13 protein-coding genes, 1 tRNA gene and 2 pseudogenes are annotated in these 16,075 nt (G+C 59.4%); 6 read left to right on the forward strand and 10 right to left on the reverse strand.

Translation table 11 applies throughout. The annotated features are described in order from the left end of the window. Positions 1-265: 265 nt before the first annotated feature. Positions 266-1,460 (reverse strand): annotated as a pseudogene (locus ACWJKU_RS05210) (IS256 family transposase). Positions 1,461-1,613: 153 nt separating this feature from the next. Here ACWJKU_RS05210 and ACWJKU_RS05215 point away from each other — a divergent pair. Further along, the gene (locus tag ACWJKU_RS05215) at positions 1,614-2,129 is read left to right on the forward strand and encodes a hypothetical protein (protein ID WP_454146457.1); all 516 of its coding nucleotides are present in this window, start codon (positions 1,614-1,616) and stop codon (positions 2,127-2,129) included. Between the two features lie 39 nt (positions 2,130-2,168). On the opposite strand, the gene istB is transcribed toward ACWJKU_RS05215, so the two are convergent. The 9 genes and pseudogenes from istB to ACWJKU_RS05260 form a co-directional block, all read right to left on the reverse strand. Then, positions 2,169-2,990, reverse strand: coding sequence for an IS21-like element helper ATPase IstB (istB, locus tag ACWJKU_RS05220; protein WP_454146459.1), 822 nt, complete (start codon positions 2,988-2,990; stop codon positions 2,169-2,171). Then, positions 2,987-3,335, reverse strand: a pseudogene (locus ACWJKU_RS05225) (IS21 family transposase); the annotation flags it as partial. The pseudogene ACWJKU_RS05225 and the gene istB, both read right to left, overlap by 4 nt. Before the next feature lie 123 nt (positions 3,336-3,458). Next, a tRNA-Pro gene (locus ACWJKU_RS05230) sits at positions 3,459-3,535 on the reverse strand. 12 nt (positions 3,536-3,547) lie between these two features. Continuing rightward, on the reverse strand, positions 3,548-4,570 hold the full coding sequence (ispB, locus tag ACWJKU_RS05235) for an octaprenyl diphosphate synthase (protein ID WP_454146461.1): 1,023 nt from the start codon (positions 4,568-4,570) through the stop codon (positions 3,548-3,550). A 101-nt stretch (positions 4,571-4,671) separates the two neighbouring features. Beyond that, entirely contained in the window at positions 4,672-5,226 is a 555-nt protein-coding gene (locus ACWJKU_RS05240; protein ID WP_454146463.1) for a Sua5/YciO/YrdC/YwlC family protein, read from the reverse strand. 24 nt (positions 5,227-5,250) lie between these two features. Further along, positions 5,251-7,551 (reverse strand): type I DNA topoisomerase, encoded by a 2,301-nt coding sequence (gene topA, locus ACWJKU_RS05245; protein ID WP_454146465.1) that lies wholly within the window; start codon positions 7,549-7,551, stop codon positions 5,251-5,253. Positions 7,552-7,633: 82 nt separating this feature from the next. Then, on the reverse strand, positions 7,634-8,101 hold the full coding sequence (locus tag ACWJKU_RS05250; RefSeq protein ID WP_454146467.1) for a DUF494 family protein: 468 nt from the start codon (positions 8,099-8,101) through the stop codon (positions 7,634-7,636). Positions 8,102-8,142: 41 nt separating this feature from the next. Continuing rightward, entirely contained in the window at positions 8,143-9,255 is a 1,113-nt protein-coding gene (dprA, locus tag ACWJKU_RS05255; protein WP_454146469.1) for a DNA-processing protein DprA, read from the reverse strand. Further along, entirely contained in the window at positions 9,252-10,277 is a 1,026-nt protein-coding gene (locus ACWJKU_RS05260) for a LysM peptidoglycan-binding domain-containing protein (protein ID WP_454146471.1), read from the reverse strand. Before ACWJKU_RS05260 ends, dprA begins: the two co-directional genes overlap by 4 nt. Positions 10,278-10,472: 195 nt before the next feature. On the opposite strand from ACWJKU_RS05260, the gene def reads away from it, so the two are divergent. The 5 genes from def (at position 10,473) to ACWJKU_RS05285 (ending at position 16,074) form a co-directional block, all read left to right on the forward strand. Continuing rightward, the gene (gene def / locus ACWJKU_RS05265) at positions 10,473-11,009 is read left to right on the forward strand and encodes a peptide deformylase (RefSeq protein WP_454146473.1); all 537 of its coding nucleotides are present in this window, start codon (positions 10,473-10,475) and stop codon (positions 11,007-11,009) included. Positions 11,010-11,130: 121 nt separating this feature from the next. Continuing rightward, positions 11,131-12,054, forward strand: a complete 924-nt coding sequence (gene fmt, locus ACWJKU_RS05270) for a methionyl-tRNA formyltransferase (protein ID WP_454146475.1) — start codon at positions 11,131-11,133, stop codon at positions 12,052-12,054. Continuing rightward, positions 12,054-13,349 (forward strand): 16S rRNA (cytosine(967)-C(5))-methyltransferase RsmB, encoded by a 1,296-nt coding sequence (gene rsmB / locus ACWJKU_RS05275; protein WP_454146477.1) that lies wholly within the window; start codon positions 12,054-12,056, stop codon positions 13,347-13,349. Before fmt ends, rsmB begins: the two co-directional genes overlap by 1 nt. After that, on the forward strand, positions 13,349-13,906 hold the full coding sequence (locus tag ACWJKU_RS05280) for a DUF4390 domain-containing protein (protein WP_454146479.1): 558 nt from the start codon (positions 13,349-13,351) through the stop codon (positions 13,904-13,906). Before rsmB ends, ACWJKU_RS05280 begins: the two co-directional genes overlap by 1 nt. Further along, a complete protein-coding gene (locus ACWJKU_RS05285; RefSeq protein WP_454146481.1) occupies positions 13,888-16,074 on the forward strand; it encodes an ATP-binding protein in 2,187 nt (728 codons plus the stop codon). The genes ACWJKU_RS05280 and ACWJKU_RS05285 overlap by 19 nt, the downstream gene beginning before the upstream one ends. The last annotated feature ends 1 nt before the right edge of the window (position 16,075 follow it).

The following is a 16,075-nucleotide window of genomic DNA, read 5'->3' on the forward strand; positions in this document are numbered from 1 at the left end:
ACGTATTCGTTTAAGGAAGCTCTGATTAAGTTTCCAAATTGGGAGAAGCGACCTGTGCAACTGATTGATCCAACAGGCCCTCGCCCAACCCTCTCCCAGCGGGAGAGGGCTTATTCAGAGCTTCCTTAATTACGCAACAGATATGTTTATGCGCTGCACACAGACAAAATCCGCTCTTGGACGGGGGAGGAGGAGAGAGGGGGGCGGGATAGAGTCCGTCAAGATGGTGTAAATAGCCGAGCGTACTCCGGTCGGGTTGTTCGTGTTAAGCGGGTAAGGCTGGCGGTGTGAGTTCGGATATCCCGTTGACTTCAGCCATAGTCTCCAGCGTCATGTAACGTTTGCCTTGGATCCATTCATCGTGCTGTTCCAACAGCACGCCCCCACCAAACGCCGGATGCTGCCCTCGTTGGGGAAGATGCCGACCACGTCGGCGCGTCGCTTCAGCTCTTTGTTCAAGCGCTCCAACGGGTTGGTGGAGTGCAGCTTGGTGCGGTGCGCGATGGGGAAGCTCATATGCGCCAGGACATCGTCCTCGGCCTCGTCCATCAGCGCCGCCGCTTTGGGAAACTTGCACCGCAGTTGATCGGCCACCTGCTGCCAGTGAGCCCGGGCGCTCGCCAGGTCGGGCTGGGTGAACACCTGACGCAGCCAGGCGGTGACCATGCCGGCACACGTACGCGGCACACAGGCTTGCAGGTTACGGGTGAAATGCACCCGACAGCGCTGCCAGGTGGCGCCGAGCACTTGGGCAATCGCCGCCTTTAGGCCCACATGACTGTCGGAGATGACCAGCTGCACACCCGATAAGCCGCGCGTCACCAAAGACCGCAAGAACTCGATCCAGAATTCCTTGGCTTCCGATAGGCCGATGCCCAATCCCAGGATCTCGCGTTTGCCCTCCGGATGAACGCCCGTAGCGATTATGGCCGCCACCGAGATTACTCGCCCACCCTGACGTACCTTGAGGTAGGTCGCGCCCAGCCACAGGTACGGCCAGTTCCCGTCCAAGGGCCGGTTGAGGAAGTCCTCCACCCGCTCGTCCAACGCCTGACACAGCTCGGAGACCTGACTCTTGGAGACGCCCTCACAGCCCATCGCCTTGACCCGTTCGTCCATCTTGCGGGTGGACACCCCGCCACCCAGGCCTGCTGGATCACCGCCGCCAAGTCCCGCTCCGACAATCGCCGGGGTTCCAAAAATGACGGGAAATAACTGCCGCTCCGAAGCTTCGGAATGGCCAGTTCGAGCGTGCCCAGGCGGGTCTCCAATGCCCTGTCCCGGTAGCCGTTGCGGTAAGCCGCCCGCTCGCCGCTGCGCTCGTGCCGCTCGGCACCGATCCGCTGCGCCACCTCGAATTCCATCAACTGCGCCAGCGTCGTTTCCATCAACTGGCGCAACAAATCCCGGTCCCCGCATTGGCGGACCGCATCGATCAAGTTCATACTGCCTTTGGTCATCGGTGTTGCCTCCGTCTTGGTCATGTCGTTTGCAAACACAACCTTACCGGAATACACCGATGGCCGCCTCAGCAGCCTCCCGGATTTACACCACTTGGGTGGACTCTACCATGGGAGAGAGAAAAAAAAGTCGCGACAGCCGATGGGGCCTCCATGTTGGTTATGCAATTCGAGCAGTTGGCTACGGTCCGCCTCGGGACGAAGCTAGCGGACGAGGAACCCAAATGTGACACGGCAACATTGCACGCTCGTCAGCTTGTTCAAACTATCGAACGCCTCAATAGTGTCGAAAAAGCATCGGTTTTCGCGGGCGCCATCCACAGGCGGACTCACTTGGCTCTAGCGGCAAGTCTCCTGGCCCTTGCTCCGAAAACCGCTTCTTTGGCAGACCTCAACAGCTATCTCCCTGACGGCTCCAGGCTTTTGAAATCAGGGAAGCTGGGAACATCCGAGGTGCAGGCCGAGCGACTTCATGGGTTGCTCAAGGCGGAAGACTCCTCGATCACCATCCCCAAGTTCTATCAGCCTTTCCTGGTCAATACTCTCAAGAAGGAATGCTTTGCATTGAAGGAAGCCCGCAAAGGAACGCCGGAGGATGAAATCTTGATTTCCGAACTGATCGATCGGCTACTCCTCCGAACTGCACGGGCATTGTCTGAGAAAATTTGATAAGGGCAGAAAAGCGAGTTTCCAGCGTGACAGACAACCTCACGCCGCCAACGGCTGGGTCAGAGCCGTGCCGTGATCGGCCTGGTTCCGGAGTAGCGGCGGGGTTGTTCCGGCCTTGCGCCTGTCCTTCAAGCGGTAACTCTCACCGGTGATTTGCACGATGTGGGCGTGATGCAGAAGCCGGTCCAGCATCGCGGCCGTCAGGGTCTGATCATCGGCAAAGGTGCCCGCCCGCTGGGTGAACGGCAGGTTGCTGGTGAGCATCAGGCTGCCGCGCTCGTAGCGCTTGGCGACGATGTTGACAAAGAGATTCGCCTCGTCGCGTCCGAGCGGCAGACAGCCGATCTCGTCGATGACCAACAGCCTCGGCGCGATCACGACCCGATTGAAGTAGTCCTTGAGCCGTTCCGGGCGGTGTGCGGCGGTGAGTTGCAGCATCAGGTCGGCAGCGGCGACGAAGCGAGTTTTGAGGCTGGCCATCACCGCGCGGTAGGCCAGGGCGATCGCGCGGTGAGTTTTACCGACCCCGCCGCTGGGGCCGAGCAGAACGATGTTCTCGGTGCGCTCGATAAAGCTCAAGGTCGCCAGTTCCTGCAGTTGGGCGCGGGGCGCTCCCGAGGAAAAAGTAAAGTCGTACTGCTCCAAGGTCTTCACCACCGGCAAGGTGGCCATCTGGAGCAAGGTCTGCCGGGTGCGTTCAACGCGAGCCTTGGCCTCGGCGATGAGCCGTTTCTCGAGGAAATCGGCAAAGCTCTCCTCGCGATCGGCGGCCTGCTGGGCCAGATGGGGCCAGTCCGACCCGATCCGCTCGAGCTTCAAGCTCTGGCTGAGTTCGGTAATCCGGGCATGCTGCAGAGTCATGCCGTCACCTCCAGCCACTGGTCGTACACCGACAGGGGATGCTGCAGGCTGTCATGAGGCAGGACGCGACCGGGACGCAGCCTGGGGGCGGGGGTGCCTTTGACCGCCTGAACCGGCAGCGGCCGCAGGACGAGCCGTTCCACGGCCCGTCGCACCGCCGGCTGAACACCGGCGGTGCCGACCTTCACCGTAGGCATCCCGCTCGGTGATGATGGCGCCGGCATTGTCGAACGACACGTCCGCCGGCACGCCGCCGAAGTAGCGGAAGGCCTCGCGCAGCCCGGTCAACCAGGCTTCGCTGTCCTCGCGGTCGGAAAAGCGCACGAACGTGGCGCGACTAAACCCCGCTGGATGAGGCGTGAAAAGGAAAAGTGATACGAGTTTCACGTTACGGGTTCACGTTGTGAAAATCGACCGTGAAGCTGTCGAAATCCAACTTTGTAACGTGTTGAATATTAGGGATTGAATTGGTCGGGGTGAGAGGATTCGAACCTCCGGCCACTGCCTCCCGAAAGCAGTGCTCTACCAGGCTGAGCTACACCCCGAATGGTGATTTTTTAATAGCTTCGATCGACCGATAGATGGGCTAATCGAATGAGGGCATCCTTATATTCCGATGCGGGCAGTACTTCGAGCAGTTCAACTGCTTTCGTGGCTTCTTCCCTAGCGCGCCGCGCAGTGTACGCGATTGCGTCGGTAGATTCAACAATTTCGTAAACTTCGCGAAACGCGTCGCGGTCGCCGTTCTCGATGGCGCCCCGGAGCACCGCGGCCTGCGCTGCGTCACCGTGCTCGATGGCATAGATCAGGGGCAGCGTCGGCTTGCCTTCCGCCAGGTCGTCGCCGAGATTTTTTCCGAGTTCCGCGGGGTTCGCCATGTAGTCCAGGGCATCGTCGATCAACTGAAAGGCAATGCCGAGGTGGAGGCCGTAATCCTTCAGCGCGAGTTCGGTCGATTCGGGAGCGCCCGCTAGAACGGCGGCCAGTTGTGCTGCCGCGCTGAACAGGATCGCTGTCTTGCGAGAGATGACTTCGAGGTACTTGTGTTCGGTTGTGGCGGGATTGTTGCAGTTGAGGAGCTGCAACACCTCGCCCTCGGCTATGGCGGTGGTCGTCCGCGAGAGAATCTCCATGACGCGGATGTTCTGCACGCTCACCATCAATTCGAACGAGCGCGAGTACAGATAATCGCCGACCAGAACGCTGGCCGAGTTACCCCAAAGCGCATTGACGGTATTCTGCCCGCGCCGCAGGGTCGATTCGTCGACCACGTCGTCGTGGAGCAGGGTAGCGGTGTGGATGAATTCGATGACTGCCGCGAGGGTGATGTGTTGCTGCCCGTGATATCGAAGAGCTTTGGAGGCCAGTAGCAACAGCATCGGGCGCAGGCGTTTGCCGCCGCTGTTTACGATGTATTGACCGATCTGATTGATGAGCAACACATCGGAACTGAGTTCGCGAAGAATGAGCCGGTCGACAGCCGAGGTCTCTTCCTCTACCAAACGGCGAATACCCGTAAAATCCGTTTTCGGATTTTGCGAAGCTGTCGAGTTGATCTGTGACGAAGTCGATATGGTCATTAAGGATGAAATCGCTCCCGCTGCGGCCGTGTCCTGCAAAACGCTGGAATGCTATGGATGAGAGGTCGGCGTGTCAAGCTAAAAAGGTTTCAATGTGCCGCTCAACGCAGTCGGGCGCCGGTCGAGGCATCGTAAATTGCGGTCGGGCCGCGCCTCCCGCCGAGGCGACCGGGGATGAGCAATACGTGGTTGGTCGAGAAATGCTTCCGAACGGCGACGGGCGTACGGGCTGGCGGTTGACCGCTTTTGTTGGCGCTCGTCGAAACGATGGGGCCGCCGAATGCGCGGCACAGCGCTGCCGCTTCCGGGTGGGCCGTGACGCGGGCGGCCACGCTCGCGTGCGCCCCTCTCAGCCAGGCCGGCACCCAGCCGGCTGCGGGAATGATCCAGGTGACCGGTCCCGGCCAGGTCGATAGGATTCTATTCCGCATGAATTCGGTCGGTATATCGAGATACGGTTCGATTTGGTCGAATTTGGCCGCGATGAGAACCAGCCCTTTCGCGGCAGGTCGTTCTTTGAGCGCCAGCAAGCGCAGCACCGCCCGCCGGTTTAGGGGGTTGCAGCCGAGACCGTACACGCCCTCGGTCGGGTAAGCGATGATCCCTCCGTCTCGCAGGCGGGATGCGGCGAGCCTCAGACGAAACTTCGACAGCATGCGTTCCCCGGCCCGCCGGCGGCGTCATGTCGCGGATTCGGCCAGCGGTTCGCCTTCGTAGGGCGCTGCATAGCCGCATTCCTTGCGGGGGCAGACTTTTTCCGTGCCCCGCCGTTTGGTCACTTTCAGCGTCAGGATCGGCCAGGCGCAGTTGGGGCAGGGTTCGGCGATGGGCGGATTCCAGACCGCATAGCTGCAACTCGGATAGGTGTTGCAGGAGAAGAACAATTTTCCGAAGCGCGACTTGCGCTTGATCAACTGTCCCTTGTTGCATTCAGGGCAGCGTACTCCGGTGTCTTCGGGTTTTTCGAGCGGTTCGATATGCTTGCATTTGGGATAGTTGCTGCAGCCGATGAATTTCCCGAATCGGCCGGTCTTGATGACCAGCGGCGACGAGCAGGCCGGGCAGAGCTTTCCTTCCACCACTTCCGGTGCGGCAGGCGCAGCCTCTCCGTTGATGTTGCGGGTGTATTTGCACTCGGGATAATTGGTGCAGCCGATGAAGCGGCCGTTACGCCCCAGACGTATGGAAAGCTGCCCGCCGCATTCGGGGCAGGCTTCGTCGAGCGATTCGTGAGTGACGTCCGCGCGCTTCAAGCTTTCGTCTTTGGTGTCGATCAGCGATTTGAACGGATACCAAAAGTCCCGCATCAGAGGAATCCAATTTCTTTCGCCGCGCGAAACGGCGTCCAGATCGTCCTCCAAATTGGCGGTGAAGTTGTAATCGACGTATTGGGTGAAATGTTCCGTCAAGAATTTATTGACGATTCGCCCCACGTCCGTGGGGTGAAATCGCTTGTTTTCCAGCACGACGTAATGGCGCTGCTGTAGGGTCGAAATAATCGCCGCGTAGGTCGAAGGGCGGCCGATGCCGTATTCCTCCAGGGCCTTGACCAGGCTCGCTTCCGTGTAACGCGGCGGCGGTTCGGTGAAGTGCTGAGCGGTAACGATGTCGAGCAAATCGACCCATTGGCCTTCTTTGAGCGCCGGCAAGAAGCTTTCGTCGTCTTCCTTGGGCACATCGTCCTTGCCTTCGAGATACACGCTCATGAAGCCGGGATTCACCACGGTCGAGCCGGTCGCGCGAAAAACTCCTTTCGTGCCGCAGGACAGGTCGATGGAGACGGTTTTGATGGTGGCGTGGATCATCTGGCAGGCGACGGTCCGCTTCCAGATCAGGTTGTAAAGCTTATATTGATCGGGGCTGAGAAAGGGTTTGACCTGTTCCGGCAGCCGAAAAGCCGAAGTGGGCCGGACGGCCTCGTGGGCTTCCTGCGCGTTTTTGCTCTTGGTTTTGTAAAGAGGCGGCTGCTTGGGCAGGTTTTCTTTGCCGAACCGGGACCCGATCAGCTCGCGAATTTCCTGCACCGCTTCATTGGCCAGATTGACCGAATCGGTACGCATGTACGTGATCAACCCGGTGGTCTCGCCGCCCAGGTCGATGCCTTCATAAAGCTGCTGGGCGATGGCCATGGTGCGCTTGGTGGTGAAACCCAGCTTGCGCGCCGCTTCCTGCTGCAATGTGGAGGTGGTGAAAGGTGCCGCGGGATTTCTTTTGCGCTCCTTTTCCTCGATCTTCACGACTTGCAGCTTACCGTCGGCTTCCGCAAGCAGCGCGCTCCTGGTCTGGTCCGCCTGTTCCTCGGTAACGAGGCTGAATTGTTCCAGCTTGGCGCCGTTCAGGCTGATGAGCCGGGCGCGGAATTTTTGGCTGTCCGCATTGAGGTCGGCGTCGAGAGTCCAGTATTCCCGAATCTCGAATTTTTCGATTTCGATCTCGCGCTCGACGATCATTCTAAGGGCCGGGCTTTGCACTCGCCCTGCGGAGAGGCCGCGCCGAATTTTCTTCCACAGCAAGGGCGACAGCTTGAAGCCGACCAGATAGTCCAGCGCGCGGCGCGCCTGCTGCGCGTTGATCAGATCGGTGGAGAGCGCTTTGGGGTTTTGGATCGCCTCGGTAATGGCGCGTTTGGTGATCTCATGAAAAACGACGCGGTGCACCGGTTTGTTGTCGAGTACCTTGCGGGCTTTCAGGATTTCGTAGATGTGCCAGGAAATCGCTTCGCCTTCGCGGTCCGGGTCGGTCGCGAGAAACAAGGCGTTCGCCTTCTGGGCGGCTTTGGCAATGGTCTGTACGTGTCTCTCGTTTTTCTCGATGAGCTCATACTTCATCGCGAAATCGTGATCGGGGTCGACGGCTCCTTCTTTGGGAACGAGGTCACGGACATGGCCATAAGACGCATAAACCTGAAAATCTCGTCCGAGATATTTTTCAATAGTTTTGGCTTTTGCCGGTGACTCAACAATGACCAGGTTTTGACTCATCGATTCTACTGGGGGACAAGCTGTTTGCGTTTAGGAAAGGTTCTCCGGTTTCTTCGGCAAGAAACCGGAGAAACGGATGAAATCAGTGCAGATAGTTGGGCAGACTCTCGTAAACGAGATTTTCCATGCGCGCGAAGGCGACTTCTTCATTAGGTTGGCTGAAAAGCACCATCAACACAACCCATTTGAGGTTTTCCAGGGAGATGCTTTCTTCGTTGAAGGCCATGATACGGTCGATGACCAGTTCGCGGCTGGCCGGTGTGAGAATTCCGCTTTGCTCGAGAAACAACAGGAGGCCGCGGCACTCGGCGTCGAGCTTTGCGGTTTCTTGGGCGGAAAAGATGCGGAAGGCCGGTGAGGAAACGGGTTTGATCGCATTGTGTTCGGCCAATGATTCGAGCCATTCAAAGGCTTTGTTGACTTCGGTTTGCGGAAATCCCGCCTCCAAGAGCTCGACGCGAATCATGTCGGGATCGGGTGTTAGCTCGACATCATCATCCATATAGTTTTCAAAAAGATAGATCAGGACATCGAATACATTTTCTTTCATTGAGCGGTCTCAACTAAGGGATGGTGCAACGGCTAGGAAATTCATCGGGTCCGGAAGTAGCATCCTCCGGGTGTAGAGGCAACGTGGCCTTGCAGTTCCAACAACAAGAGCATCGAAGCGATGGCTTCCGGCGTGTTTCCTGTGGCTGCTACTAGAGTATCCACAGAGGTCGGGTCGTACGCAATATATTTCAAGAGGCCCTTATGAGGTTGATCGTCTTCCGGGATGGTTTGAATCAAAGGTTCGTAGGATTGGACGGGCAACTGCGTCTCGAATTCCTCGACGATATCGTCAACCGTTTGGACCAGCTTTGCCCCGTTTTTTATCAATTCGTTGCATCCTCGGGAAAGCGGATTGTAAATCGAGCCGGGAACGGCGAACACTTCGCGTCCCTGTTCGGCCGCCAGCCGTGCGGTGATCAAAGAGCCCGAGCGTGGCGCGGCTTCGACTATCAGTGTGCCCAGGGAGAGGCCGCTGATGATGCGGTTCCGGCGCGGGAAATGATCGGCCTTGGGGCCGGTGCCGGGCGGAAATTCGGAGACCAAGGCGCCGTTTCGGGCGACGATGTCGTCCGCCAAATTTTGATGTTGGCGCGGATACACTCGATCCAGGCCCGTGGCGGCAACGGCCACGGTAACGCCGCCCCGTTCGAGCGCTCCGGAATGCCCGGCGGCATCGATTCCCAGAGCCAGCCCGCTAGTGACGGCAAAGCCGGCGGAAACCAAGGCCGATGCGATCTCGCGCGCAATCCGCCGGCCCGATGGCGAGGGATTTCGGCTTCCGACGATGGCGATCTGGCGGGACGAAAGGGCGCTCACGTCCCCTTTGACGAAGATCAGCGGCGGCGGATCGGGTATTTCGCGCAATAGCGCCGGATATCGCGGATCGTGCAGCGTCAGGCAATCGTGGCCTGCGGCGCTCAGCCAGCGCAAATCGCTTTCCACCGTTTGCCAGTCCGGCCGGCGAAGATAAGCGATGGTCTTTTCTTTAAGGCCCAAGGCGACCAGGTCGACCGCCTTGGCTTCGAAAAGTACTCGTGGACTGCGGAAATGGGCGAGAACGGCGCAGAACCGCCGGCTTCCGATCAGCGGCGCCCGGTGCAGAGCCAGCCAGTAGCGCAGCTCTTCAGAATGTTCCGAGGAGGCTGCCGTCAAGGGGTTTTAACGGTATCGGATACGTGTATGGCGCGGGTCGCGCTCATGACCACCGCGTAACTGACGCGTTCGAAGGGGCGGAAGACCATCAGCAGGCCGGCCTGTTCGCTGGGCAAGGTCACGGTTTCGCCGGGTCTTGGATTCACGATGTCGCGCGTGGGGCGTCCGCTCTGATAGATGTCCAGAACATGCCCGGTTTCGATGCCGTCGGCAGTTCCTTTGTCAATCGCCACCACCTGATATTGACCGATCTGGGAAACCCCGTCCAGGACGCTGATGATGTGCCCTTCGATGTTCTGTGCGGGCGCGTGCGGCTGGAAATGGATTTCGATTTTCTCTTGCTCGACCGGCAGGAGCCGGTCGCCGATGATGACTTCGCGCTCGGCGCGGGTCAAGAGCAGCGTCGCCGGATCGCCGGTGCGTTCCAACTGGCTGTCGGCGACATAAATCGCTTCGTAGCCGAGAACGCCGTCGGTGACGAAATCCTTGTAGGCCTGTCCCGGCCGGAATAGGGTAAAGGCCCGGTCGGTGCCGTCCTCGATGGCGCGCACATAAACCCGATCGCCGATTCCGCCGACGATATGTTCGCCGGCAAAGTCGACGACATAAGGCGCTTCCTGCAATTCGCGATCGTTGACGACTCGCGGTCTGGTCAAGAACTGGCGAATCGCGTCCATCGGAATGAGCGGGATGGCGCGGGCCAGCGGGCTGACCCTGACTTCCGGGCTAAGGCGGATATCCGACTCGGTTTCGAGGTGCAAGCGCGGTTCGCCGTCCGCGTAGCTCAGGGCAATGACATCACCCGGATAAATAAGGTGCGGATTGCGGATTTGGGGGTTGTTTTGCCAGATTTCCGGCCACTGCCAGGGCTTGCTCAAAAATTTTCCGGAAATGTCCCATAAGGTATCCCCCTTGACCACGGTGTACCGATCCGGATGAGCCGGATTCAACTGGATGTGGCCGGCCGACGCGGCGCTGCCGAGCAAGCACGCACCAATGCCGATAAGAATTCGAAGCGTCATCTTGTCTCCTGCTCATCGCGCATGGTGCCGCCGTTCGGTCGGGGGGGTGTGCCGGACCCGGTATAAGGCTGTATTTGCGATAACGCATGCGCAACTTTCAAAAAGGAATCGGGTCCTAATGATCGGCGTTCAAAGTCTAGTTGAATTTCGTTAGAATTCCATTGGCTCAGGTATTTAGCGTCCCCGATATAAGTTATGGCCATCTTAACCATTCTTGAATTTCCCGATGACCGGCTTCGCAAAAAGGCGGTTCCCGTGCCCGTGGTTGACGAATCGATCAAGCGCCTGGTGGACGATATGTTCGAAACGATGTACGCCGCTCCTGGCGTAGGGCTGGCCGCAACGCAGGTCAACGTCCAAAAACGCATCGTGGTCATCGATGTGTCCGAGGAAAAGAATGCCCCGGTTTGCCTGATCAATCCGGAAATCGTCGAGAAAAACGGGAGCGAAGAAATGGATGAGGGCTGCCTGTCCGTTCCCGGCATTTTCGAAAAGGTAAGCCGCGCCGAAACGGTCAAGGTGCGCGCGCTGGACCGCAATGGCGATCCTTTCGAGCTTGAAGTCGGCGGCCTTCTCGCGGTCTGTATCCAGCACGAGATGGATCATTTGGATGGGAAATTGTTCGTCGATTATCTCTCGCCGTTGAAGCGCCAGCTGATCCGCAAGAAACTGAAAAAGGATCAGCGGCAGCGGTCCTCGCAACAGCCGCAGAAGGCGCGGGCGGCCGTCTGATTTCGAATCGTCCGATATTTCAGGGAGAAGGATTCGCTCCGGGCGGAGCGAATCCTTCTTTTAGTTTATGCGGCGGCGCGTGCTCGCGCCGCTGCGCCGTGGCCATTCGCCGTTTTCGCTTATGAAGATCGTTTTCGCCGGTACGCCGGAGTTTGCCGTTCCCACCCTGCAAATGCTCTTGGATGGACCGCATGAAGTCTGCGCGGTCTATACCCAGCCCGATCGCCCGGCGGGGCGTGGACAGAAGCTCAAACCCAGCCCGGTGAAGCAACTGGCGCAGACTTGCGGCGTTCCGGTCTTTCAGCCGGCGACGCTGAAAGATTCCGAAGAACAGGAGCGGCTTCGCTCCCATGAGGCCGACTTGATGGTGGTGGTGGCTTACGGGCTCATCCTGCCGAAAAGCGTTCTGGAGATTCCCCGGCTCGGTTGCATCAACGTTCACGCTTCGTTGCTGCCGCGGTGGCGGGGCGCGGCGCCCATTCAAAGGGCCATTTTGGCCGGCGACGAGGTCACCGGCATTACCATCATGATGGTGGAGCCGCGGCTGGATGCCGGCCCGATGCTGCACAAGAAGATCTGTAGGATCGCGCCCCTGGAAACGGCCGGAGATCTGCACGACCGGCTGGCCCGGTTCGGCGCGGAAGCGCTCGCGGAAGCATTGCCCGAAATCGAGGCCGGGACGGTGCGGCCCGAGATTCAGGACGAAACCCGGGTTACCTATGCGGCGAAGCTCGAAAAGCACGAGGCGCGCTTGGACTGGACCTCGGCGGCCATCGATTTGGAGCGCCGGGTGAGAGCGTTCAATCCCTGGCCGGTGGCCGAAACGCTTTACCGCGGGGAGATATTGCGAATTTGGCTGGCCGAAAGCTTGGACGAGCCGGCCACGGCCGAGCCGGGAACGGTCCTGGAGCGCGGAAAGACCCTGGATGTCGCTACCGGCAGCGGAGTGCTCCGCGTGCTGGAAGTTCAGCTTCCGGGCGGGAAGCGGATGCCGGCCCAGGCGTTTTTGAACGCTCATCCGGTCAAATCGGAACGTTTTGCCTGATGGCGTCGAATTCACGCGCGCTGGCGGCGGACGTGCTCGTTCAAGTGGTGGGGCAACAGAAAACGCTTACGCAAGCGCTGGAATCCGTGCTGCCGAAAATTCCCCGGGAAAACGACCGTGCTTTCGTGCAGGCCCTGTGCTACGGCGTCATGCGCCGGTACTGGCGGCTGGACTATCTGCTCGGATTGCTGACGCGCAAACCGATCAAGGATCTCGATCTCCGGATGCTGGCCCTGCTCGGCTTGTATCAGCTCAAATACATGCGGGTCAAACCGCATGCGGCCGTGGCCGAGACGGTATCGGCGGCGCGGCGGAAAGCCTGGGCGAAGCCGCTCCTGAACGGGATTTTGCGCACCTATCTTCGGGAGCAGCCGGAGCTGGAGGCCCGGATCGAGGAGAACGAGACCGCCGCGGAAGCTCATCCGGAGTGGCTGGCTTCGGAGATAAGGCGAGACTGGCCGGATCGTCATGCCGAGATTCTGCGGCAAAACAACCTCGCGCCCCCCCTGGTTTTGCGGGTCAACCGTCTGGCGATTTCGCCGGTAGCCTATTTGGAGCAACTGGCGCAAGCGGGCATCCCGGCCCATGCTTCCCCGGTCTCCGATAGCGCCGTCATCCTGGAAAATCCCATGCCGGTGGAGAACTTGCCAGGGTTCGCGAAAGGCTGGATATCGGTGCAGGACGGCGCGGCGCAACTGGCCGCGCCGCTTCTGGCGCTGAAGCCCGGCCTGCGGGTACTCGACGTGTGCGCGGCTCCGGGTGGCAAGCTGATACACATTCTTGAAACCTGTCCCGCGTTGAAGGATGTGGTCGCGATCGATATTGCTCCCGAGCGGGTCGCCAGGATTCACGAAAATCTGGCGCGCGCCGGCCTGAATGCCAAAGTATTGGCCGCCGACGCCGCCGATCCGAAAAGCTGGTGGGACGGGCAGGCTTTCGACCGAATTTTGCTGGACGCGCCGTGTTCGGCTACCGGGGTTATACGGCGTCATCCGGACATCAAGGTCTTGCGCAAGCCCGGCGATCTCGCCGCATTGCTGGCGTTGCAGCGGCGAATTTTGGATGCGGCCTGGCCCATGCTGACGCCCGGCGGGTTGCTGCTTTACGCTACCTGCTCGATCCTGCGGCAAGAAAACGAAGCGAGCATCGCCGAATTCCTTGGGAACCATCCCGACGCGCGAGAAATACCCATTGAGGCGACTTGGGGGATAGCCGTCAGTCATGGCCGGCAAATACTGACCGGCGATCAGGGGATGGATGGGTTTTATTACGCCCTCATAGCGAAATCCTGCTAGTGCTCCGCCGTCCGCGTCAATGGAGTTTTCTCGTCGGCCTTTTGCTGGCCTTCGATGCCGCTTGTGCCGATTACGGATTCCGGATCGTGCGCGCCGAGCTCGTGCCTTCCGGGAGCCGTTACGTATTGAATGCGGATGTCGATTACCGCTTCAGCGAGTCCGCCATCGACGCTCTAAAACACGGGGTTCCCCTGACTTTGGTCGTCCGCTTCAAGGTCAAGCGCCAGCGCAATTATTGGCTGGATGAGACGATATCGAGCGAATTTCGCAAGTTCCGGATTCTTTATCATCCTTTGGGCCGATCGTTCCAGATCATCCGCGAGGGCGGAGGCACGGAGAACTTCGCCAGCTTGACGGCCTTGCTGGATGCCATGGGCGCGATCCGGGGCTGGACGGCATTGCCGACCGACCGTATCGTCAAGGGCGGCCGCTACGAAGCGAGTCTGTCGGTGGACTTGGACATCGAGTCGCTGCCGCTTCCCTTGCGTCCGATCGCCTACGTCTCTCCCGGCTGGTATCTCGGGAGTTCCTGGTACCGATGGCGCGTCGCAGATTAAAACCGCCACTCAGTCTGACCATCCTGGCGCTGTTTTCGGCGCTCTTGGCGTCGCTTCATTTGATGAGCTCGGCGACCCAGGATGCATCCCAGCTCGGAAAGATGTATTCGTGGCTGGTGTTGATCAACTCGCTGGGATCGGTATTGCTGTTGGGGTTGGTCGGCGTCAATGTCTACTGGCTGTTCAGGCAGTTGAAGCGGAAAGCGGCCGGTTCCAACCTTACGCTTCGCATGGTGTTCCTGTTCACCCTGCTGAGCCTGGCTCCGGCGTCCATCGTGTTTTACTACTCGATGCAGTTCCTTCAGCAGAGCATCGACAGCTGGTTCGACGTTCGCATCGACCAGGCCATGGAGGACGCTCTGCAACTGGGGCAGGCCGCTTTGGACGAACGCATGCGCGCCGTTTTGAAGCAGACCGAGCAAATCGCGGAGGGCCTGGCGGATTCGCCGGAAGCCATGGCTCCCATGCGCCTGGGAGAGCTGCGGGAACATGCCGAAGACGGCGAATTGACGGTTTTTTCGAAGCAGGGGCGCATCATCGCGTTTATCGGGAGCCAAACCGGGCGAATCATCCCGGACTTTCCGGAGACGGGAATTTTGTTGCAGGTCAAGCAGGGCAAATCGTACGTGGGGCTCGACTCCGATAGCGCGAATAGCTTGCAGATCAGAGCCGTGGTCTCCGTCGCGGGCGATGACGCGCAGTATCTTCAAGGCATTTATCCGGTTCCGTTGCGCCTGGCCGATCTCGCGAAAACCGTCGAGTCGGCTTACGTACACTACAAGGAGCTTACCTTTCTGCGCGGCTCTTTGAAGCTGACGTTTTCGCTGACTCTGTCCCTGGTGCTCCTGCTGAGCTTGTTGGCCGCCATGTGGTCCGCGTTTTTGAGCATTCGCCGCATCGTTGCGCCGGTCCGGTATCTGGCCCACGGCACGAGAGCCGTGGCTGAAGGAAATTATGAGAAGCGCCTGCCGGTGAAACGCAAGGACGAACTGGGCTTTCTGGTCGAATCGTTCAACGCCATGACCCAGAAAATCGCCCAGGCCAGAGACGAGGCGCAGCACTCCCGGCAGGAAGTCGAGCGCCAGCGCGCTTATCTCGAAACCGTTTTGTCGAACCTGTCATCCGGCGTGTTGAGCTTCGACGAATCGATGCGTCTGTTGACCGCCAATCAGGCGGCGAACGCCATTCTCCATGCCGAATTCGACAGGAACGTCGGCGCCACCATCGGCGAGCTGACGGAAGCGCAGCCGCATTTGGCCGATTTGATGGAGATCGTCGGAAGCCGGCTGGAAAAGGAGAAAAGTGTTTGGCGCGAAGAAATCCCCTTTCTCGGACCTAAAGGACGCCAGGAATTGCTGTGCCGAGGGACGCCGCTGTTCGGCTCGGACGGCGAATCGCAGGGTGCCGTCGTGGTATTCGACGACGTGACCGCGCTGATCCAGGCTCAGCGCCAGGCGGCTTGGAGCGAGGTGGCTCAGCGTCTGGCGCACGAGATCAAGAATCCGCTCACGCCGATCCAGCTTTCGGCCGAGCGCCTCAAGCACAAACTGTCCAGGAGTCTGGAGACCGCCGAAGCCGAGGTGCTGGATCGCGCCACCCGAACCATCGTGCAGCAGGTCGAGGCCATGAAGACGATGGTCAATGCCTTTTCGGAATACGCCAAACCGTCCATCATTCAGTTACAGCGGATCGACATCGACGTTCTGATCGAGGAAGTGGTGGCGCTTTATCCGCCTCAGTCCGGCCTGGAGTTCGCGCTCGATCTGGCGCCGGCCTTGCCTCCGATCTACGCCGATCCGGTCAGGATTCGGCAGGTTTTGCACAATATGATCAAGAACGCTCAGGAAGCCATGGCGCCCGGTATGTCGGGTAAAATGGACATCAAAACGCGGTCGATCGAGGAAAATCGCCACCAGTACGTCGAGATCGAATTGCACGATTCGGGTCCTGGCATTCCTCCCGAACAGGCCGACCGAATTTTCGAGCCTTACGTGACGACTAAATCCAAAGGTACCGGATTGGGGCTGGCGATCGTGAAGAAGATTGTCGAGGAACACGGCGGAAGCATCCGGCTGGTTTCGGGGCGCGGCGAAGGCGCGCGCTTTATCATACGAGTGCCGACCGCAGCCGAAACGACTGTGATGCGCGGGCTGGCGGTGGAGGTATAAA

It is taken from the genome of Methylocaldum sp. MU1018, from assembly GCF_053646775.1.